The organism is Collimonas sp. GW821-FHT02H07 (assembly GCF_059421505.1).
Window position 1 is genome coordinate 185,335 of the sequence record NZ_JBWKVC010000010.1, and the last position, 19,018, is coordinate 204,352.

General features: G+C 60.9%; 21 protein-coding genes. 18 read left to right on the forward strand and 3 right to left on the reverse strand.

The genetic code is table 11. The features are described from left to right. Positions 1–100: 100 nt before the first annotated feature. The 6 genes from AC07V8_RS16830 (at position 101) to trmB (ending at position 4,473) form a co-directional block, all read left to right on the forward strand. Positions 101–571 carry a GNAT family N-acetyltransferase gene (locus AC07V8_RS16830; RefSeq protein ID WP_494680982.1) on the forward strand — a complete coding sequence of 157 codons (471 nt, stop codon included), beginning with the start codon at positions 101–103 and terminating at the stop codon, positions 569–571. A gap of 112 nt (positions 572–683) precedes the next feature. Then, on the forward strand, positions 684–926 hold the full coding sequence (locus AC07V8_RS16835) for an accessory factor UbiK family protein (RefSeq protein ID WP_098494444.1): 243 nt from the start codon (positions 684–686) through the stop codon (positions 924–926). Between the two features lie 10 nt (positions 927–936). Beyond that, positions 937–2,466, forward strand: coding sequence for a YifB family Mg chelatase-like AAA ATPase (locus AC07V8_RS16840; RefSeq protein ID WP_494680981.1), 1,530 nt, complete (start codon positions 937–939; stop codon positions 2,464–2,466). Positions 2,467–2,698: 232 nt separating this feature from the next. Further along, positions 2,699–3,112, forward strand: coding sequence for a carboxypeptidase regulatory-like domain-containing protein (locus AC07V8_RS16845; RefSeq protein ID WP_494680980.1), 414 nt, complete (start codon positions 2,699–2,701; stop codon positions 3,110–3,112). A gap of 297 nt (positions 3,113–3,409) precedes the next feature. Next, positions 3,410–3,667: a BTH_I0359 family protein gene (locus tag AC07V8_RS16850; RefSeq protein WP_014008142.1), complete on the forward strand. Its 258-nt coding sequence runs from the start codon at positions 3,410–3,412 to the stop codon at positions 3,665–3,667. A 116-nt stretch (positions 3,668–3,783) separates the two neighbouring features. Further along, entirely contained in the window at positions 3,784–4,473 is a 690-nt protein-coding gene (trmB, locus tag AC07V8_RS16855; RefSeq protein WP_494680979.1) for a tRNA (guanine(46)-N(7))-methyltransferase TrmB, read from the forward strand. A 51-nt stretch (positions 4,474–4,524) separates the two neighbouring features. Here trmB and AC07V8_RS16860 read toward each other — a convergent pair whose 3' ends face one another. Next, positions 4,525–6,438: a potassium transporter Kup gene (locus AC07V8_RS16860; protein ID WP_494680978.1), complete on the reverse strand. Its 1,914-nt coding sequence runs from the start codon at positions 6,436–6,438 to the stop codon at positions 4,525–4,527. A 277-nt stretch (positions 6,439–6,715) separates the two neighbouring features. Next, on the reverse strand, positions 6,716–7,618 hold the full coding sequence (gene rsmI / locus AC07V8_RS16865) for a 16S rRNA (cytidine(1402)-2'-O)-methyltransferase (RefSeq protein WP_494680977.1): 903 nt from the start codon (positions 7,616–7,618) through the stop codon (positions 6,716–6,718). Positions 7,619–7,631: 13 nt separating this feature from the next. Here rsmI and AC07V8_RS16870 point away from each other — a divergent pair, with 13 nt between their 5' ends. From AC07V8_RS16870 to AC07V8_RS16900, 7 genes are all read left to right on the forward strand, one after another. Beyond that, the gene (locus AC07V8_RS16870) at positions 7,632–8,789 is read left to right on the forward strand and encodes a penicillin-binding protein activator (protein ID WP_494680976.1); all 1,158 of its coding nucleotides are present in this window, start codon (positions 7,632–7,634) and stop codon (positions 8,787–8,789) included. A 19-nt stretch (positions 8,790–8,808) separates the two neighbouring features. Next, positions 8,809–9,186, forward strand: coding sequence for a YraN family protein (locus AC07V8_RS16875; protein ID WP_494680975.1), 378 nt, complete (start codon positions 8,809–8,811; stop codon positions 9,184–9,186). An 86-nt stretch (positions 9,187–9,272) separates the two neighbouring features. Further along, positions 9,273–9,869 carry a phosphoheptose isomerase gene (locus AC07V8_RS16880; RefSeq protein ID WP_494680974.1) on the forward strand — a complete coding sequence of 199 codons (597 nt, stop codon included), beginning with the start codon at positions 9,273–9,275 and terminating at the stop codon, positions 9,867–9,869. After that, positions 9,862–10,539, forward strand: coding sequence for a BON domain-containing protein (locus tag AC07V8_RS16885; protein WP_494680973.1), 678 nt, complete (start codon positions 9,862–9,864; stop codon positions 10,537–10,539). The genes AC07V8_RS16880 and AC07V8_RS16885 overlap by 8 nt, the downstream gene beginning before the upstream one ends. Before the next feature lie 97 nt (positions 10,540–10,636). Further along, positions 10,637–11,227 carry a LemA family protein gene (locus AC07V8_RS16890; protein WP_494680972.1) on the forward strand — a complete coding sequence of 197 codons (591 nt, stop codon included), beginning with the start codon at positions 10,637–10,639 and terminating at the stop codon, positions 11,225–11,227. A 45-nt stretch (positions 11,228–11,272) separates the two neighbouring features. Then, complete coding sequence (locus AC07V8_RS16895; protein WP_494680971.1) at positions 11,273–13,243, forward strand: M48 family metallopeptidase; 1,971 nt, start codon at positions 11,273–11,275, stop codon at positions 13,241–13,243. An 89-nt stretch (positions 13,244–13,332) separates the two neighbouring features. Next, positions 13,333–13,866: a peroxiredoxin family protein gene (locus AC07V8_RS16900; RefSeq protein WP_211442468.1), complete on the forward strand. Its 534-nt coding sequence runs from the start codon at positions 13,333–13,335 to the stop codon at positions 13,864–13,866. 58 nt (positions 13,867–13,924) lie between these two features. Here AC07V8_RS16900 and AC07V8_RS16905 read toward each other — a convergent pair whose 3' ends face one another. Further along, the gene (locus AC07V8_RS16905; RefSeq protein WP_494680970.1) at positions 13,925–14,437 is read right to left on the reverse strand and encodes a winged helix DNA-binding protein; all 513 of its coding nucleotides are present in this window, start codon (positions 14,435–14,437) and stop codon (positions 13,925–13,927) included. A gap of 350 nt (positions 14,438–14,787) precedes the next feature. On the opposite strand from AC07V8_RS16905, the gene pxpB reads away from it, so the two are divergent. From pxpB to AC07V8_RS16930, 5 genes are all read left to right on the forward strand, one after another. After that, positions 14,788–15,441: a 5-oxoprolinase subunit PxpB gene (gene pxpB / locus AC07V8_RS16910; RefSeq protein ID WP_211442470.1), complete on the forward strand. Its 654-nt coding sequence runs from the start codon at positions 14,788–14,790 to the stop codon at positions 15,439–15,441. Next, a complete protein-coding gene (locus tag AC07V8_RS16915) occupies positions 15,438–16,415 on the forward strand; it encodes a 5-oxoprolinase subunit C family protein (protein WP_494680969.1) in 978 nt (325 codons plus the stop codon). The genes pxpB and AC07V8_RS16915 overlap by 4 nt, the downstream gene beginning before the upstream one ends. A gap of 9 nt (positions 16,416–16,424) precedes the next feature. Next, positions 16,425–17,225 carry a 5-oxoprolinase subunit PxpA gene (gene pxpA, locus AC07V8_RS16920; RefSeq protein ID WP_494680968.1) on the forward strand — a complete coding sequence of 267 codons (801 nt, stop codon included), beginning with the start codon at positions 16,425–16,427 and terminating at the stop codon, positions 17,223–17,225. An 84-nt stretch (positions 17,226–17,309) separates the two neighbouring features. Further along, positions 17,310–18,029, forward strand: coding sequence for a DUF969 domain-containing protein (locus tag AC07V8_RS16925; RefSeq protein ID WP_494680967.1), 720 nt, complete (start codon positions 17,310–17,312; stop codon positions 18,027–18,029). Beyond that, positions 18,026–19,012, forward strand: coding sequence for a DUF979 domain-containing protein (locus AC07V8_RS16930; protein ID WP_494680966.1), 987 nt, complete (start codon positions 18,026–18,028; stop codon positions 19,010–19,012). Before AC07V8_RS16925 ends, AC07V8_RS16930 begins: the two co-directional genes overlap by 4 nt. Positions 19,013–19,018: the final 6 nt, after the last annotated feature.

Here is a 19,018-nt window from a genome sequence, read left to right on the forward strand (position 1 = left end):
CTTTGATGATACCAACTTCTGACGCTACGATGAACGCTGTTTTGTAACCGGCTCCGCTACCTACCGTTAGCGAGTTAATCCATTTCGACAGGAGATTATCTTGGCTTCAGCATCCGCATCCCTTTCAAATATTGTTATCCAGCCGCTCGGCGAGCAAGACTTCGCTGCCTGGGAGCCGCAATGGCTGGGCTATCTCGGCTTTTATCAGGCGGAGGTTCCCGCTGCCGTGCGCCTGGTCACCTGGCAGCGCCTGCTGGACCCGAAGGAGCCGATATTCGGCGCCCTCGCCACCGTGGATGGCAAGGCGGTCGGGGTGGTGCACTGGATATTCCATCGCTCTTGCTGGACGGTAGAGGATTCCTGCTATCTGCAAGATTTGTATGTCGCCCCTGAACAGCGCGGCACCGGCCTCGGCCGGCTGCTGATCGAACATGTCTGCGCAGCAGCCAAGGCGGCCGGCAGCACGCGGGTGCACTGGCTGACCCGCGAGACCAACAGCACGGCGATGCAGCTGTACGACCGTATCGCCGATCGCTCGGGCTTCGTGCAATATCGCAAGCAGCTTGCCTGACGGAGCCTGGGCAGCAAAGGCTTAAACTGCCGCCCCCAGGCAGAATTTCGATGTCGGGTTTGCTCGTATCGGTTATCATTTTTCTTATCTTATTTACCGCCAGAGGGCCACCATGAACAAACCCAATTTTTTCGACGACATCCAAGCCAAGATCAACCAGGCCATCGAAAACTCCCCCGCCAAGGATATCGAGAAAAACGTCAAGGCCATGCTGGGCCAGGGCTTCGCCAAGCTGGACCTGGTGACGCGCGAGGAATTTGACGTGCAAGCCCAGGTGCTGGCCAGCACCCGCGCCAAACTCGAGGCGCTTGAAGCCCGCGTGACGGAGCTTGAAGCACAGTTGAAGCAACCGTAATGCCGCGCCAGTGACGCTGGCCGTCTTGAAAAGCCGGGCGCTGGCAGGCATGCAAGCGCCGGCAGTCACGGTGGAAGTCCACCTGGCCAACGGCCTGCCCAGCTTCACCATCGTCGGCCTGCCCGAAACCGAGGTCAAGGAATCCAAGGACCGGGTCCGCGCAGCGCTGCAAAATGCCCGTTTCGAATTCCCTTCCCGCCGCATCACCGTCAATCTGGCGCCAGCCGATTTGCCCAAGGAATCGGGCCGTTTCGACTTGCCGATTGCACTCGGCATCCTGGCGGCGTCCGGACAAATTCCGGCCGACGAACTGGACGACTACGAATTCGCCGGCGAACTGTCGCTGTCCGGCCAGTTGAGGCCGATCCGCGGCGCGCTGGCGATGACCTTCGCCATGACGGCCTCCGGCGCCACTCCGTCCACAGCCAAAAGCCGCGCCTTCATCCTGCCGCAAGCCAATGCCGACGAAGCGGCCCTGGTCACCGACGCCCGCATTCTCCCCGCCGACAATTTGCTACAAGTGTGCGCCCACTTCGCCTCCAAGCAAGCAGAAACAAGATTATCGCGCCACGCAGCCGAACCGCAGCGGAGGCCGCCGAGCTATCTGGATTTCAGCGATGTCAAAGGCCAGCTGCAAGCCAAGCGCGCACTGGAGGTCGCCGCAGCCGGCGGCCACAGCGTGCTGCTGATGGGGCCGCCCGGCACCGGCAAGTCGATGCTGGCGGCGCGTTTCCCCGGCATTTTGCCGCCCTTGAGCGATTGCGACGCGCTGGAATCCGCGACGGTGCAGTCGCTCGCCAGCGGCTTTTCCAGCGCGAAGTGGAAAGTGCGGCCGTACCGGGCCCCGCATCACACGGCATCGGCCGTGGCGCTGGTGGGCGGCGGCAGCCCGCCGCGCCCCGGTGAAATTTCTCTGGCCCACCGCGGCGTCCTGTTCCTCGATGAATTGCCGCAGTTCGACCGTCGCGTGCTGGAAGTATTGCGGGAGCCGCTGGAATGCGGCCGCATCACGATTTCGCGGGCCGCCCGCCAGGCCGACTTCCCGGCGCAATTCCAGCTGATCGCCGCCATGAATCCCTGCCCTTGCGGCTACCTGGGACACCCGGTCAAGCAATGCCGCTGCACGCCTGACAATATCCTGCGCTATCAAAACAAGATTTCCGGCCCATTGCTGGATCGGATCGACATGCAGATACAGGTGCCGGCCTTGCCGCATGACGAGCTGCTGAAAGCCGCGGAAGGTGAATCGTCAGCGCTCATCGCATCGCGCGTCGAGCAAATGTGCGCTCGGCAGCTCGCTCGCCAAGGCAAGCAAAACAATGCTTTATCTGCCAATGAAATCGATGAATACTGCAAACCCGACAGCGCCGGCGAAAACATCCTGCGCACCGCCATGGCGCGCCTGGACTGGTCGGCGCGCGGCTATCACCGCGTGCTCAAGGTGGCGCGCACCATCGCCGATCTGGACGGGGCGGAAAACATTGCTGCCAGCCACGTCGCCGAGGCGATTCAATATCGCCGTGCGTTGAACCAGGCTTGAGGACTGAGCAAGCAACATTTATGTGGCGCAGCCAGCATTGACAAGCCCGCAGGCAGCCCCTGCATCCGCCGGCCGGCTAAGATGCAGAACGGGATTGTTTCTTACATTCACGTCAATTCCAGCAATAGCCCTAAAAATTCCAAGGTTTAAGTCAGCTTTAATTTTCAAGCCCTATGCTGGATTCCATGGGCACGCAAAGTCGGAGCCCAACGCGTTTTCAGGAGGAAGCATCATGAATAAGCGCACTCTTCTCGCACTCGGCGCATTGCTCGCCGCTACGCTAGCCGCCAATGCCGGCGCGGCTCCCACCGCCGTCACCAAAGGCGTGGCCACCTATATGTCCGGCGGCATCGGCGTGGACGAATCGACCCTGATACAGCAGGAGGCAAAGAACTATCCGCTGGAATTAGAGTTCGTCATCAAAGCAACGCCCAAGGATGAATATGCTGCCGACATCCACGTGAAAATCAGCGATGCGAGCAACAATGTTGTGCTGGATACCGTTTCCAATGGACCGTTTTTCCTGGCCAAGCTGCCTGCCGGCAGCTATCACCTCGCAGTCGCCAAGAAAGACCAGGTGAAAGAGCGCAAGATCGCCATTGCACCGGGATCTCACCAGCACATCATGTTCGAATGGCTTGAATGATTGCCTGGCCAGCAGCAAATTATGTGACGCTATCAGTTGGCGGCAGGTGATATATAAAAATTTTATGCGCTCTTAGAAGAAATGCATTGCCTTGATCAGTATTTAGCACGTGACAAAAATAGCCTGTGGCGTACTATGTAAATGCATCGAGCGCAAAAATTCTTTTAGTACTGAAATATGTCTGTCAGAACAGAAACATATGCCTCAGAAAAGGAGTTCACAAATAATATTTTCACTAGCTGGCTTGAAAACTGCTTATTCGATCATTACCTTCTGTTCTAACTACCGGGAGCGCATATGAACCTGATTTATAACAGTGACCAATACAGCGTCGTCGAATTTGGTGCCGATGAACAACGCGAAGCTTTACGTTTCGGCGGCTATGAAATCGTCGATAAATCGTTCAAGCGCGAGATTTTTATTGCTGGTGCCTTGGCTGAATTTTTTCGTAAAGGGGTCGAAGATCTGATCGCGACCGAACCGAGCATCGAGGATATCGATGCTTTCCTGGGCAACTATGACTCGATGATGAGCCAGCCCGTTACCTTGCAATAACCCTGCTACCGTCCAATTCCTTCCAGCCCGCCCGGCTTTGCCTATAACCACGGCAAACCGGGTGGAACGCTTGAGGTATATTGCCGTACCTTTCACATTGCATCCGGTACGTCGATATGTACGCCAATTCCAGCCCTATCCATAGCGCCCAGAGCGGCATCCACGAGCAGCTTGCGGCCAGCGTCGCCAAGCACGCCTCGCACACGTTTCAAAAACCCGTCAGTTCTTACAATCAAAGCGCATTCGACGACAGCATCGCCGCCTGGCGGGCGGCCGGCAGCCCGCCCTTGGTTCTCGATGCCGGTTGCGGCGTCGGCTTGTCGACCATGCATCTGGCGGCGCAATATCCTGATCATTTCGTCATCGGCGTCGACCAGTCCGCCGACCGGGTCGGCCGCAACACGCTATGGCCCGGCCCGGCAGCGCTGCCGCCCAACTTCATCCGCATTCGCGCCGACCTGGTGGATTACTGGCGGCTGCTGCTGGCGGCGCGGATTTTTCCGGCGCGCCACTATCTGCTGTATCCGAATCCCTGGCCGAAGATAGGCCAGCTCAGCCGGCGTTGGCACGGCCATCCGGTGTTCCCGACCATCGTTGCGCTGGGCGGCATTCTGGAATGCCGCAGCAACTGGCAGATCTATGTCGAGGAATGCGCCAGCGCGCTGCAACAGTTAAGCGGCCAGGCCGTCGCTTGCGAGCCCTATTTGCCGGCGCAGCCGATCACCCCTTTTGAAAGCAAATACCTGGCGTCAGGCCATCAATTGTGGCGCTGCCAGGTGCAGTTCGCCTCTGCCGACAATCCCTGAAAAGAAAATCCCCGCAAACCGTAGAGGTTTGCGGGGATTTTTGCGAAGCGCTTAGATTTCCACCTTGGTGCCCAGTTCGACCACCCGGTTGATCGGGATATGGAAAAAGTCGGACGGCTTGGCGGCATTCTGATACATCCAGGCGAACAGCTTTTCGCGCCACAGCTGCATGCCGGGAATCTTGCTCGGGATCACCGTATCGCGCGCCAGGAAGAAGGACGTATCCATCACGTCGAATTCCAGGCCGAACTGCGCCGTGGTCAGGGCCATCACGGTTTGCACGTCAGGCGCTTCCTTGAAACCGAAAGCGGCGCGCAGGACGTAGACATCGCTGCCCAGTTCCTTCAGGGTGAGGCGCTTGCTGTCTTCGACAAACGGCACGTCCCAGATGCTGATTTTCAGGAAGAACACGCGCTTGTGCAAAATGCGGTTGTGCTTCAGGTTATGCAGCAAGGCGACCGGCACGGTAGTCTTGTTGCCGGTCATGAATACCGCGGTGCCGTCGACCCGGTGCGGCGGGTGCGCCAGCAGGCCTTCGATGAAAGGCTCCAGCGGGATCCCTTCGTCCTTGCTGCGTTCACGCAGCAGCATGCGGCCGGCGTACCAGGTCATCAGCAGGAAGAAGGCGATGGCGCCGAGCAGCAGCGGGAACCAGCCGCCGTCGACAATCTTCAGCAGGTTGGCGGCAAAGAAGGCGAAATCGACAATGAAAAAAGCACTGATGACCAGCGCCACCAGGAAGGGATTCCATTTCCAGACGGTGCGCATGACCACCGCGGCCAGCACCGTGGTGATCAGCATGGTGGTGGTCACCGCCACGCCGTAGGCCGCGGCCAGGTTATCGGATTTCTTGAAGGCCAGCACCACGCCGACCACCAGCAGCAGCAGCATCCAGTTGATCACCGGCACATAGATCTGGCCACGCTCGTCTTCCGATGTGTGCAAGATGCGCATGCGCGGCACAAAGCCCAGCAGGATGGCCTGGCTGGTCAGCGAGAACGCGCCCGAGATCACTGCTTGGGATGCGATCACGGTGGCAGCGGTGGCCAGGATCACCATCGGCAACAGCAAGGCGTCCGGCACCATCAGGTAGAACGGATTCTGGATGGCGGCGGGATTGATCAGCAGGTTGGCGCCCTGGCCGAAGTAGTTCAGCATCAGGCAAGGCATGACAGTAAACAGCCAGGCAAAGCGGATCGGCCGGATGCCGAAGTGTCCCATGTCGGCATACAGGGCCTCGGCGCCGGTCAGCACCAGCACCACCGAACCCAGCACCACGAACGCCTGCAACGCATGTTGCTGCATGAAAGCATAAGCGTAGTAAGGATTGATCGCCACCAGGATTTCCGGCGCCTTGATGACGTTGTAAACACCCAGCAAACCCAGCGAGACAAACCACACGAACATCACCGGACCGAACAATTTACCCACCACCGTGGTGCCGTGCTTCTGGATCAGGAACAAGGCAATCAGGATCACCAGCGACAGCGGCAAGACATAGCGCGTCAGCCCCGGCGTGGCGATTTCCAGCCCTTCTACCGCCGACAGCACGGAGATCGCCGGCGTGATGACGACGTCGCCATAAAACATGCAGGCGCCGAAAACGCCCAGCATCATCAAGGTCTTGGCGCGTTTGGAACCGTTCTGGGCGGTGCGCAGCGACAAGGCCATCAGGGCCAGCACGCCGCCCTCGCCGTTGTTGTCGGCGCGCATCACAAACAGTACATATTTGAGCGAGACCACGATGGTGATCGCCCAGAACAGCATCGAGATGATTCCCAACACCGCATCAGGCGTGAATGGAATGCCGTGGTCGGTGCTGAAGCATTCTTTCAGCGCGTACAGCGGACTGGTGCCGATATCGCCGAACACGATTCCCAGCGCAGCCAGCGTGATGATATGTAGACGGGAAGATTTGAAGCCAGGGCTGCTGCTGGTTTGTGTTGTACTCATGTTTTCTCTCATCTTATTAGTAAGGGCAAGTCCGGCCGTACCCCAAGCCTGCTTACTTCAATTTGATTGCTTCTTTTAAAACTGTTTGTCGCGTTGCACAAGGTGGCGGATTTTACTATTGAACCCTATGCGGAAACTAATTTGTCGCGCTGCAGCCGTTGCTAAAATACATCCCCGCCCCGGCATTTTTGTGCCTATATTCCAGGCTCATATGACGCAATGCCTGCCCTCTGGACACAGGACAGATCTCACCCATAACAAAAAAACATTAGGCACATCTTATTCTTACCTAGGCATCTTTTAAAGCCAAAGCCCGCTCGTACAGAGCATTTTTCTTTTGCCCGGTGATTTGCGCCGCCAGGGCAGCGGCTTGCTTGATCGACAATTCCGCCAGCAGGATCTGCAAGACCCGCTCGCCTTCGGCGCTGTCATCGAGCGCCACCGGCGCCGCGTCCACCAGCAGCACGAATTCGCCCTTCTGCCGGTTGAGGTCGGCCGCCAGCCAGGCCGGCGCCTCCCCCAGGGGGCAGCGGTGGACGCTCTCGAACAGCTTGGTCAGTTCGCGCGCCAGCACGATACGGCGTTCCGGCCCGAATGCCTGCAACAGGGCATCGACGGTTTCAACGATGCGATGCGGGGCTTCGTACAGCACCAGCGTAGCGCTGGCGCCAGCCAGGCCTGCGAGTACGATCTCGCGCTGGCGTGCCTTGCTCGGCAGAAATCCGATGAACTGGAACTGGTCGTTGACCAGCCCGCTGACCGACAGCGCGGTCACGGCGGCCGACGGCCCCGGCAGCGGCAAGGCGCGCAAACCGGCATTCAGCACGGCGTCGACGATGCGGGCGCCAGGATCCGACACCGCCGGCGTGCCGGCATCGGACACCAGGGCGATCCGTTCGCCGGCCTGCAGGCGCGCCACGATCTTTTCCGCGACTTCCCGTTCATTGTGCTCATGCGCCGCCAGCAAGGTCTTGGACAAGCCGTAGCGCCCCAGCAAATGGGCGGTATTCCGGGTGTCCTCACAGGCCACGGCGTCGACCATCGACAATACATGCAGGGCGCGCAGGCTGATATCGCAGACATTCCCGATCGGCGTAGCCAGCACATATAATGTCGACGCGGGATACGCTTGCTGCGCCACCTCGTCCAGAATCACGGGGTTGATGAAGGCGCTGGCAGATTGATGAGTCATGGGGGAGTTATGAATGTTATATAAATGGGCCAAGCTGGCCAAACGGGTCAAGCTTGCGCTGGCGGCGGGTATCCTGTTGAACGGATTGTGCCCGCCTGCGCTGGCAAACACAACCTTGGTCGATGTCGCGGCTGCCGATGCCGACGCCAATGTCATCCCGCTGGCCAGCATCGCCCTGCTGCTGCCATTGCGCTCAGGCCCGCTGGGTGCGGCCGCCGATGCAGTCCGCAGCGGCTTCCTGAATGCCTACGAACGCGACAAGAGCGGCCTGGAAGTGAACGTGATCGAAGCCGCCGACACCGCCAGCGACATGCTCGCCGCGTACAGCGCCGCCAGCAAGAAGTACGACATCCTGGTGGGACCGCTGTCGCGTACCGGCCTGACCGCCATCATCCAGAACGGCCAGGTGGACAAGCCGACGATCGCCCTGACCCAGCCGGACTCCTCCAGCGCATTGCCGGCGCAGCTGCTGCCGGTGGGCCTGTCGATTGAAGCTGAAGCGCGCCAGGTGGCGAGCTGGGTCGGCGCCGACTACGCGCCAGGCAAAGTGCTGGTGCTGAGCACCAGCGCCGCCTGGCAAAAGCGCGTCGCCAACGCTTTCGCCCAGCAGATCCAGGGCAGCGGCCTGCACGCCGACATGGTGACGCTGAATTTGGAAAACGGCGTCTTCAACGCCGATGCCCTGACCCAGCTGCAGCAACGGGTGGAAGGCGATATGCCGCGCCTGCTGTTTGCCGCGCTGAATGCCGACCAGACCAGGCAGATACGCAACGCCATCGGCGACCAGACCCCGATCTTCGGCATTTCCCAACTGAATCCGCTGACCCTCAACGACAACCATCCCGAGCACCAGATCGCCGAACTGAACGGCGTGCGGCTGGTGGATATTCCGTGGCAGGTGCAGCCGGACCACCCGGCGGTGATGGTTTACCCGCGCCAGGAAGTGGCGGCCGACCAGCGCCGCAATGCCGACCTGGAGCGCCTGTATGCACTGGGCATCGACGCTTTCCGCATCGCCCGTGAAGTCGCCGCGCGCAACAACGTATTCCAGATCGACGGCGTCACCGGCAAGCTGAACGTCCGTTTTGGCGCCGGCGCCCCGAGTTTCGAGCGGGTCGAGCCGGCCGCGATCTATCAGAACGGCGTCGTCATGCCGCTGCAGGCTCAGTGAAGTCCAGGCCTGCCGCCTGATGAAGATGCCGATCTCGCGCAACCAGGCCAGCGGCAAATTGGCGGAAGACCAGGCGCTGCTCTATTTGCAGCGGCACGGCCTCCAGCTGGTCGCCAGGAATTTCCGCTGCAAAGGCGGCGAGATCGATTTGATCATGGCCGAACCGGCGCCGCATAAGGGCGCGCAAGAGCTGCTGGTGTTTGTCGAAGTCAGGCAGCGCCGCAGCCAGCGCTTTGGCGGCGCGGCAGCCAGCGTGACCTCTGCCAAGCAAGCCCGGCTCATCCTCGCCGCCCAGGTTTTCCTGCAGCGCTATCCGCAGCCGCCGGCCTGCCGCTTCGACGTGCTGGCCATGGACGGCGACAGCATCGACTGGATCAGACAGGCATTCGACGCCTAGACCCCGCTATAATCAGCGCCAGACTAATCAAAACCCGGCCGCCACGCGCTATACAACGGCAGCATTCCACTCTCAATACCGACATCATGATAAACCAACGTATCCTGGCGCATTTCAATGAAAGCGCCGAACTCAAGGCCCGCTCGGCGGAAATCCTGGCGGCGCCGATTGCCAGCGCAGTTGAACTTATGTTCTCCGCGCTGTCCAATGGCAACAAGATTCTTGCCTGCGGCAACGGCGGCTCGGCTGCCGACTGCCAGCATTTTGCGGCGGAACTGGTGGGACGCTTTGAACGGGAGCGCCTGCCGCTGCCGGCATTGGCGCTGACCACCGATACCTCGATCATCACCGCGGTCGGCAACGATTACAGCTACAACGAAATCTTTTCCAAGCAGGTGCAAGCGTTTGGGCAAGCCGGCGATGTGCTGTTAGCGTTTTCCACCTCCGGCAATTCGGCCAACATCCTGGCGGCCATCGATGTGGCGCTGGAGCGCGACATGCGGGTGGTGGCCATGACCGGCAAGGGCGGCGGCGCCATCGGCAAGAAACTGACTGAAGCAGATGTGCATATCTGCGTGCCGCACGACCGCACCGCGCGCATCCAGGAAGTGCATCTGCTGACGATTCACTGCTTATGCGACGGCATCGATGTCGCTTTATTTGGAGGAGATGCGAATGATTGACAGGCAAAATCCACGCTGGAGCAAATTGCAACGGCCGTTGGCGGCAGTAGCACTGTGCGGCGCCGTCGTGATGGGATTGCAAGGCTGCGTGGCGCTGGCGCTGGGCGGCGCCGTGGCCGGCGGCTTCGCGGCGACGGATCGCCGCACGCTGGGTGCGCAGACCGAGGACAAGGCCATCATGGTCAAGGCCGAAACCCGGGTTCCCGCCGTAGTCGGCCAGGATGGCCATGTCAACATCACCAGCTACAACCGCAAGGTGCTGCTGACCGGTGAAGTACGCGACGATGCCGCCAAGGCCGCTGCGGAAAAGGAAGTGCAGTCGATTGAAAACGTCCATGCGGTAGCGAATGAGCTGGCAATCGGCGCGCCCTCGAGTTTCTCCGCGCGTTCCAACGATACGTTCATCACCAGCAAGGTCATCGCTTCGCTGGTCGATGCCAAGGACGTGTTCGGCAATTCGATCAAGGTCGTCACCGAGCGCGGCAATGTCTACCTGATGGGCCGGGTCACCGAACGCGAAGGCAAGCGCGCCGGTGAAATCGCCGCCGGCGTCAGCGGTGTGCAAAAAGTCGTCAAGGTGTTCGAATACATCACCGAAGACGAATTGACACAAATGTCATCTGCGCCGCGGGAGTCGGCCAAGCCTGCCGCACAGCCTTCACAGCCTTAAAAGCAGGCGGCAGGCCGCAAGCGACTTGCATTTCCTCAGCTACTCAAGTAACGTTGCCGCTGGACAAATGTCCGGCGGCTTTTTTTTGGGGAAAAACATGTTCGGTTTCATCATCTTTCTGGCAATTGTGCTGGTCGTCGTATTCTGGGTTGTCGGCATCTATAACGGTCTGGTGAGCTTTCGCAATCGCTTCAAAAATGCCTTCGCGCAGATCGACGTGCAGCTGAAACGCCGCTACGACCTGATCCCGAACCTGGTGGAAACCGCCAAGGGCTACATGAAACACGAGCGCGAAACGCTGGAAGCGGTGATTTCGGCGCGCAACCAGGCGGTCACCGCCAACGCCAAGGTCGGCGGCAACGCTACCGATGCCGCCGCCGTGCAGCAGATGGCGGCCAGCGAAGGCGCGCTGAGCGCCAGCCTGGGCAAGCTGTTTGCCCTGTCGGAAGCCTATCCCGACCTGAAGGCCAATCAGAACATGATGCAGCTGACGGAAGAACTGACCGGCACCGAAAACAAGATCGGCTTCTCGCGCCAGGCTTATAACGACAGCGTGATGGAATACAACACGGCGATCGAGCAGTTCCCGGGATCGATCCTGGCCAATATGTTCGCCTTCAAGCAGGCGGAATTGCTGCAGGCGACCGAAGCGCCGGAAGAACGCAAGGCAGTCAAGGTAACGTTTTAAGATCCGCACGTGACCCTGATGGAACCGCCGCTGGCGGTATGAACCATGACGTTCTTTGAACAGCAACACCAGGCGCGCCAGGAAACCAGGAAACTGGTGTTCCTGTTTGCGCTGGCGGTAATCGCCATCGTACTGGCCGTCAACCTGGCCATGGCATTATTGTGGAATTTCAAGTTCGGCAGCCACCATGAGGTGCTGCACAGCTATCCCAAAGGCTTCTTCGCCATCAATACCCTGATCACGCTGGCGCTGATCGGCGGCGGCACCCTGATCCAGACCTTCAATTTGCGCGACGGCGGCGATGCCGTGGCGCTGATGGCCGGCGGCCGCCTGATCTCGCCCGCCAGCGGCGACCTGCAGGAACGGCGCTTGCTGAACGTGGTGGAGGAAATGGCGCTGGCTTCCGGCATCGCCTGTCCCAAGGTTTATCTGCTCGAACATGAAGATGCGATCAACGCCTTTGCCGCCGGCTACAACCAGAATGAAGCCGTGGTCGCGGTCACGCGCGGCACCCTCAACCGCCTCACGCGCGATGAACTGCAAGGCGTGGTCGGCCATGAATTCAGCCATATCCTGAATGGCGACATGCGCCTCAACGTGCACCTGATCGGGGTCTTGTTCGGCATCCAGATGATTGCCGGCTTCGGCCAGCAGCTGATGAATTTCGGCAGGTTCTCCGGCAGCCGCAGCGACGACAAGGGACCGCCATGGCAGCTGGTGATGCTGTTTGCCGGCGTGGCGCTGTTCGTGGTCGGCTACATCGGCATCTTCTTCGGCCGCCTGATCAAGTCGGCGGTATCGCGCCAGCGCGAATTCCTGGCCGACGCCAGCGCGGTCCAGTTCACCCGCAACCCGGAAGGCATAGGCGGCGCCCTGCGCAAGATCGGCGGCCTCACCGACGGCAAACGGATAGGCTCGCAAATCGATCACCAGAACGCGGAACAGCTGTCTCATCTGTTCCTCGGCAGCGTGCGCCCCAACCTGCTGGATGGCTGGTTCGCCACCCATCCGCCGCTGACGGACCGCCTGCAACGGATTTACGGCAGAAGCATGGGACCGCTGGAAGCGCCGGAACTGCCGCAGCCTTATACGGAAAACACGGCCCGTCTGGCAGACCTGCCGTTTGCCGCTGCCGGCTTTGCCTGCGCCGTAGCGCCAACCGGCCTGCCTGCTTCGATCTCTACCGCGACGGCCACGCCGACACTGGAATTCGGCAACAGCAGCAGCCGCTCGCCGCTGTCGCCGCAACTCGATGGCGCAGTACGCGATCCGGCCGGCGCTTGCGCCGTCGTGTACGCATTGCTGCTGGGCGAAGGCGCGGAGCGCGATGCGCAACTGGCGATCCTCAAGAAAGAAGCACCGCAGCAGGCCGCCTTGACCAGCTTCCTGGTGGAAACGATCGGCCAGCTGCCGCTCAGCGCCCGTTTGCCGCTGGTCGACCTGGCAGCGCCGGCGCTGCGCCAGTTGCCGCAAGCTGCGCGTGACCGCCTGCTGGTGATTGTCGAACAGCTGATCGCCGCCGACAGCCGCATCACGCTGGCCGAATTCGTGCTGCAGACCATCCTGGCGCGACGCCTGGCGCCGCGCGCCGGACGGCTGCTGCCGATCAGGTTCAATCGGGTGTCCGACCTGAGCGCCGACGCCGCCCTGCTCTTATCGCTGGTAGCCCATGTGGCGATACCGTCCGGTCGCGCCGATGTTGCTGCCGCGCGGCTGGCCGCATTCCAGCGCGGCGCCCAGGCCTGCCCTGAACTCAAGCTGGCGGCCCAGGATTATTGCGACGGTGCCAAGCTCAGTTTCCCGCGCGTCCGCCAAGCGCTCGACAACGCCAACCAGCTGGCGCCGCTCGCCAAACCGCAGCTGATCAAGGCGCTGCTGGCAACCGCCGACGACGGCAAACCCCTGGAAATCGCCAGCGCCGATATCCTGCGCGCGATTTGCGCCGGCATCGAAGCGCCGATCCCGCCGGCTGTCGCCGCTACCTACCAGGCCTATCCCTGGCAGTTCGACAACTAGCCAAGTGGCAAATCCAGACTTTCCGGCAAAACCCGCAACGGATGGCTATAATGATTGTTCCCGGGCCTTGCCCGTATTGGATTTCTGTCATGCAAGCTCAAACTGAAAACACGGCCGGCAAGCGGCTCTGGATCAAGCTGGCGGGCGCCGCCGCCGTGGCAGCGCTGGCTGTCGGCGGCTACATGTCGATGTCAAATACACATGCGGCGCCGGATGTCAGCTTCACCAATCTCAAAGGCGAACAGGTATCGCTGAAGAGCTTGCGCGGCAAGGTGGTGATGGTGAATTTCTGGGCCACCAGCTGCACCACCTGCGTCGCCGAGATGCCGAAAATGGTGCAGACCTATAATGCCTACAAGGACAAGGGCCTGGATTATGTCGCCGTGGCAATGAGCTACGACCAGCCCAACTATGTCGTCAATTTCGTGCAGACCCGCAGCCTGCCGTTCCAGGTCGCGCTGGATACGCAAAGCAAGCTGGCGGACGCCTTCGGCGACGTCAAGCTGACGCCGACCACCTTCGTGATCGACAAGCAAGGCAATATCATCAAGCGTTACGTAGGGGAACCCAAGTTCGCCGAACTGCATGCGCTATTGGACAAGGCGCTGGCCGCATCCACGTAACACACCCACATAAGCAAAAAGGCGCCTCGAGCGCCTTTTTTTGTGGCCGCGTTTCGGTCTAGCGAGAGGTCGCTCCGCGCGAAGCGGTGTCGTACAAGCCGGAAGCCGTGCGCAGCAGCTTGGCGGCGTCGCCCAGCGACTGGTTCGACAGGCCGGTATCGGAAAGTACGGTGATCAGGCACTCCTCGCGCATTTCACGGTATTTGAGGCAGAGCGCATAACCTTCGCCGGTGGCAGAAAAATACGCTTCCTTGCCGACTTTTTCACTCTTGATGTAACCCGCTTTCACCAGTTTTTTCAGTGCATAACTGGCAATGTGTGTATCCTCGATATTCAACACGAAGCAGATATCGGCCAGGCTTTTTTTACGCTCGCGGTGGCACACGTGATGCAACAAGGAGACTTCGACGGGCGTCATATCCTTGACCCCGGCAGCGGACATGCAGCGCGACATCCAGCGGTTGAACGCGTTGCCCGCAATAATCAAGGCATATTCCAGCTCGGACAATTCGACGCTGCTTTCCGACGCCAGATGGGCGGAAGACAGGATTTTAGGTGCGGTAACGTTCATATGTGTCTCGCTAAACGCCAGGAAAACCAAATCATACAACCAGTTGCATAGCTTCCAGATTGAATTTCGCGTGTCGGACGACCTGCATTTCAACAACAATATAGACTATTTACATACAATTTATTGACATTTTATTTTCGATGAACGATATTTCCCTTTGCTTAAACTCTGGTCTACAAAGAGTAAGCTGGTTGGGGCAGAGGATTCGGGATCATGGGAAGACGGCTGTTCGCAATCATTTTCTGGGCAATTTAATGTTGATCTGATCAGTTGACGGCAGGGCCGCTCGGACGGAGCGGCTTGGACTCGGTCCCGCCGTGCTGACATCGTGCACAAGGAATCCGGCCGCAATGACCCAACCCGTCATACAAGCTCTTGGCGAAAATGCTCTGATACTCAATACCGGAGCCAGCGCCACTCTCGAATGCCAGCAACGTTTGTGGGCGATCGCGGCGAAGGCGGCGCATTGGCCGCATGTGCGCGATGTCGTTCCCGGCATGAATAACCTGACCATCCTGTTCGACCCGCTGGCCAGCGACGGCCGGCAACTGGCGGAAAAACTCCAGGCCGCCTGGGACGCCGATTCGATCAGCCAGAAGGCCGGACGCAAAATCGACATCCCCGTGGCCTATGGCGGCGACAACGGTCCCGACCTGGAACAGGTGGCGCGCCACACCGGCCTGTCGCCGGCGGAAATCGTCAAGCGCCATACCGCGGCGGAATACATTGTTTACTTCATCGGCTTCCAACCCGGCTTCCCCTATCTGGGCGGACTCGATCCCAAGCTGGCGACGCCGCGCCGCAGCGAACCGCGCCTGCTGGTGCCGGCCGGTTCGGTCGGCATCGGCGGCAGCCAGACCGGCATCTATCCGGCTGCCTCCCCCGGGGGCTGGCAACTGATCGGCCGCAGCGAGCTGCAGCTGTTCGATCCCGGCGCCAATCCGCCCACCCTGCTGCAGCCGGGCGACCGCGTGCGCTTCGTCGCCAGCGAGGTGGCGGCATGATCAAGATCCTCCGCGCCGGCCGCATCAACTCGGTCCAGGACATGGGCCGCGACGGCTTCCGCCATCTCGGCATCTGCCAGTCGGGCGCGCTGGACCGCACCGCGCTGGCTATCGCCAATCTGCTGGTCGGCAATCCGCGCGACTGCGCCGCCATCGAATTCACGCTCGGTCCCTGCGAACTGGCATTCACCGTCGACACGCGCATCGCCCTCGGCGGCGCCGATTTCGGCGCTACTCTCGACGGCCAGCCGCTGCTGCCGTGGTGGAGCGTATGCGCGCGCGCCGGCCAGACCCTGAAGCTCAATGCCGCGCGGCATGGCATGCGCAGTTACCTGGCAGTGGCCGGCGGCATCAATTCCGCCGCCCAGCTGGGCTCGCGCGCCACCGATCTGCAGGCCGGCTTCGGCGGCCACGGCGGCCGCGCCTTGACCGAAGGCGACGGCCTCTCCGCCGGCGTGCCGGATAACCCTGCCGCCGCAGTCCACAAGGCCGCCGCATTCGGCGTGCGCGCGCCATCCTGGTACGACGCCGACGATACGGAAACACTGGAGATCCGCGTCATCCCCGGCCCCGAATACGACTTGTTCAGCGCCGCCGTGCAAAAGACTTTCTGGAACAGCAGCTGGACCCTGACGCCGCAAAGCAATCGCATGGGCTTCCGCCTCAGCGGCCCGGAGCTGAAGATCAAGAAAAGCGGCGACCTGCTGTCGCATGGCGTGCTGCCGGGCGTGATCCAGGTGCCGCCGGCCGGCCAGCCTATCGTGCTGATGGCCGACGCCCAGACCACCGGCGGCTATCCGAAGATCGGCGTGGTGATCGGCGCCGACCTGGCCCGGCTGGCGCAGCTGCGCTTCAACCGCACTTTGCAGTTTGTCGAAACCGACGCCGACGCCGCGCGCGCTGCGCTGCGCGAGGAGGCTTTGTATCTCCAACAGATAGCAACCGCGATGCACTGGCTGCGTCCGGCCAAATAGGAGCAGATGATGCCCAGGAAAGATAAACGACAGCAGGTCGACCTCAACGCCGATCTCGGCGAACAAAACGATGGCAACGATGAAGCGTTGCTGGCGCTGGTCAGCTCGGCCAACATCGCCTGCGGCTGGCACGCCGGCAGCGCCCTGATGATGCAGCAATGCGTGCAGTGGGCCGTGGCGCAGGGAGTCGCCATCGGCGCCCATCCGAGCTTTCCCGACCGCGACAATTTCGGCCGCACCGAAATGCAGCTGCCGGCCAACGAAATCTATAGCGGCGTGCAGTACCAGATCGGTGCATTGGCGGCGATCGCCGGCGCCCATGGCGCGCAGCTGGCGCACGTCAAGCCGCATGGCGCGCTGTACAACATGGCGGCGCGCGACGCCGCGCTGGCCGACACCATCGTCGCCGCGATCCGCGATGTCGATCCGTCGCTGGCGCTGTTCGGCCTGGCCGGCAGCGAACTGATCGCCGCCGCCCATCGCGCCGGCCTGCCAGCGGTAGAGGAAGTCTTCGCCGACCGCGGCTACATGGCCGACGGCAGCCTGGTCAAGCGCGGCACGCCGGGCGCCTTGATCGAAGATGAAGAACAGGCACTGGCACAAACCATGCATATGATCCGCGAGGGCAAGGTCCACGCCATCGACGGCAGCTGGCCGGCGGTGCGGGCCGATACGGTCTGCCTGCACGGCGATGGCGCGCATGCGCTGGAATTTGCGCGACGCATCCATGCCGAACTGACACAGCAGGGCATCGCCATCCGCGCGCCGCAGATGAGCAGCAGCGACGCCTTGTTTCCCTTGCTCGGATAATCAGTTCTTCGACAGACGCTTCAATCACGTAGTCAATAACATCGGCGGCGCAGCAACGACCGCCATCAACATGAGGAGATAGCAATGACCGTAACGGAATTACTGCCGCTGATCGGCATACCGATAGTAGTGGCCGGCTTCGCCCTGAAATTCAACCCCTTGCTGGTAGTGACCGTGGCCGGTCTGGCGACCGGGCTGGCAGTCGGCATGGATCCGGGGACCCTGCTGGAAACCTTCGGCGAGAAATTTATCAACAGCCGCTCGCTGGCGGTGTACGTACTGATCCTGCCGGTAATCGGTCTGCTCGAAAGCTACGGTTTGAAGGAACGCGCGCAGGACTGGATTTCCAGCATGGCGGCCGCTACTTCGGCACGCATCCTGATGTTGTATTTTGTATTGCGCCAGGGTTTCGGCGCCCTGGGCCTGACCTATATCGGCGGCCAAGCGCAAACCGTGCGGCCACTGTTGGCGCCCATGGTAGAAGGCGCCGCCACCGCACGCCACGGCGAACTGCCTCTACATATCCGCGACAAGCTGCGCGCCCATTCCGCTGCCTGCGACAATATTGCCGTCTTCTTCGGCGAAGACATTTTCATCGCCTTTGGCGCAGTGCTGCTGATGGATGCCTTCCTCAAGGAAAACAACATCCTCGGTGTCGAACCGCTGCATCTCGGCCTGTGGGCCATCCCTACCGCCATCGCTGCGCTGATCATCCACATGTTCCGCCTGGTGCGGCTGGACGCCAGCATCGCGCGTGACGTCGCTGCCTGGAAAAAAACTGAAGGAAATGAGGTGGCAGCATGAGCGCCCTGATCACCATCAACGAGATCTACTACCTGATCGGTGTCATCCTGATGCTGCTGGTCGGCATGACCTTGCGCGACAAGGGCAACCCGAAACGCGCGACCACGGCCCTGTTCTGGTTCCTCTTCGGCACCGTATTCCTGTTCAGCGACCTACTGGTTTCGTCCCTTGGCAAACCCATGGCCTATCGCATCATTGGCGTCGTGGTGATCCTCATTTCGCTGATCGCCGGGTGCGGTCTGCTATCCATAGGCACTTATAAGCAACGCAGCGCGGAGCAGCGCCAGGCATCAGCCAACAAAATCGGCAACTGGATCTTCCTGCCGGCGATCCTGATTCCGGTGGTCACCGTGCTATGCACCGTGCTGCTGAAAGATGTGTCGGTCGGCGGCTTCTACCTGCTCGACCAGAAACAGCTGACGCTGGCGGCGCTGTGTGTGGGTTGTATCTGCGCCATCCTGGCTGGCTGGAAACTGACCGGCGGCACACCTCTGCATGCGGTGCGCGAATCGCGTCGCCTGCTCGACGCCATCGGCTGGGCCGCGGTGCTGCCGCAAATGCTGGCAATGCTGGGCGGCGTGTTCGTCGCCGCCCAGACCGGCAAATCGGTGCAGGAAGTAGTCAGCCTGTTCGTCAATCCCGACAGCCGCTTCATGCTAGTGGTGATCTACTGTGTCGGCATGGCCTTGTTCACCATGATCATGGGCAACGCATTCGCCGCTTTCCCCGTGCTTACCGCCGGTATCGCGCTGCCCTTCCTGATCGTCGGCCACCATGCCGATCCGGCGCCGCTGGTCACCATCGGCATGCTGGCCGGCTATTGCGGCACCCTGATGACGCCGATGGGCGCCAACTACAATATCGTGCCGGCCGCCCTGCTAGAGTTGAAGGATAAATACCTGGTGATCAAGACCCAGATCCCGACCGCACTGACATTATTGGCAGCCAATATACTGCTGATGTATTTCCTCATATTCCGCTAAGGAGCA

What these genes read in the sequence shown, in the direction of transcription:
- AC07V8_RS16835 (WP_098494444.1), top strand. Translation starts at nt 684, where the DNA reads ATGAACAAACCCAATTTTTTCGACGACATCCAAGCCAAGATCAACCAG.
- AC07V8_RS16845 (WP_494680980.1), top strand. Translation starts at nt 2,699, where the DNA reads ATGAATAAGCGCACTCTTCTCGCACTCGGCGCATTGCTCGCCGCTACG.
- AC07V8_RS16850 (WP_014008142.1), top strand. Translation starts at nt 3,410, where the DNA reads ATGAACCTGATTTATAACAGTGACCAATACAGCGTCGTCGAATTTGGT.
- trmB (WP_494680979.1), top strand. Translation starts at nt 3,784, where the DNA reads ATGTACGCCAATTCCAGCCCTATCCATAGCGCCCAGAGCGGCATCCAC.
- AC07V8_RS16860 (WP_494680978.1), bottom strand. Translation starts at nt 6,438, where the DNA reads ATGAGAGAAAACATGAGTACAACACAAACCAGCAGCAGCCCTGGCTTC.
- rsmI (WP_494680977.1), bottom strand. Translation starts at nt 7,618, where the DNA reads ATGACTCATCAATCTGCCAGCGCCTTCATCAACCCCGTGATTCTGGAC.
- AC07V8_RS16870 (WP_494680976.1), top strand. Translation starts at nt 7,632, where the DNA reads ATGTTATATAAATGGGCCAAGCTGGCCAAACGGGTCAAGCTTGCGCTG.
- AC07V8_RS16875 (WP_494680975.1), top strand. Translation starts at nt 8,809, where the DNA reads ATGAAGATGCCGATCTCGCGCAACCAGGCCAGCGGCAAATTGGCGGAA.
- AC07V8_RS16880 (WP_494680974.1), top strand. Translation starts at nt 9,273, where the DNA reads ATGATAAACCAACGTATCCTGGCGCATTTCAATGAAAGCGCCGAACTC.
- AC07V8_RS16885 (WP_494680973.1), top strand. Translation starts at nt 9,862, where the DNA reads ATGATTGACAGGCAAAATCCACGCTGGAGCAAATTGCAACGGCCGTTG.
- AC07V8_RS16890 (WP_494680972.1), top strand. Translation starts at nt 10,637, where the DNA reads ATGTTCGGTTTCATCATCTTTCTGGCAATTGTGCTGGTCGTCGTATTC.
- AC07V8_RS16895 (WP_494680971.1), top strand. Translation starts at nt 11,273, where the DNA reads ATGACGTTCTTTGAACAGCAACACCAGGCGCGCCAGGAAACCAGGAAA.
- AC07V8_RS16900 (WP_211442468.1), top strand. Translation starts at nt 13,333, where the DNA reads ATGCAAGCTCAAACTGAAAACACGGCCGGCAAGCGGCTCTGGATCAAG.
- AC07V8_RS16905 (WP_494680970.1), bottom strand. Translation starts at nt 14,437, where the DNA reads ATGAACGTTACCGCACCTAAAATCCTGTCTTCCGCCCATCTGGCGTCG.
- pxpB (WP_211442470.1), top strand. Translation starts at nt 14,788, where the DNA reads ATGACCCAACCCGTCATACAAGCTCTTGGCGAAAATGCTCTGATACTC.
- AC07V8_RS16915 (WP_494680969.1), top strand. Translation starts at nt 15,438, where the DNA reads ATGATCAAGATCCTCCGCGCCGGCCGCATCAACTCGGTCCAGGACATG.
- pxpA (WP_494680968.1), top strand. Translation starts at nt 16,425, where the DNA reads ATGCCCAGGAAAGATAAACGACAGCAGGTCGACCTCAACGCCGATCTC.
- AC07V8_RS16925 (WP_494680967.1), top strand. Translation starts at nt 17,310, where the DNA reads ATGACCGTAACGGAATTACTGCCGCTGATCGGCATACCGATAGTAGTG.
- AC07V8_RS16930 (WP_494680966.1), top strand. Translation starts at nt 18,026, where the DNA reads ATGAGCGCCCTGATCACCATCAACGAGATCTACTACCTGATCGGTGTC.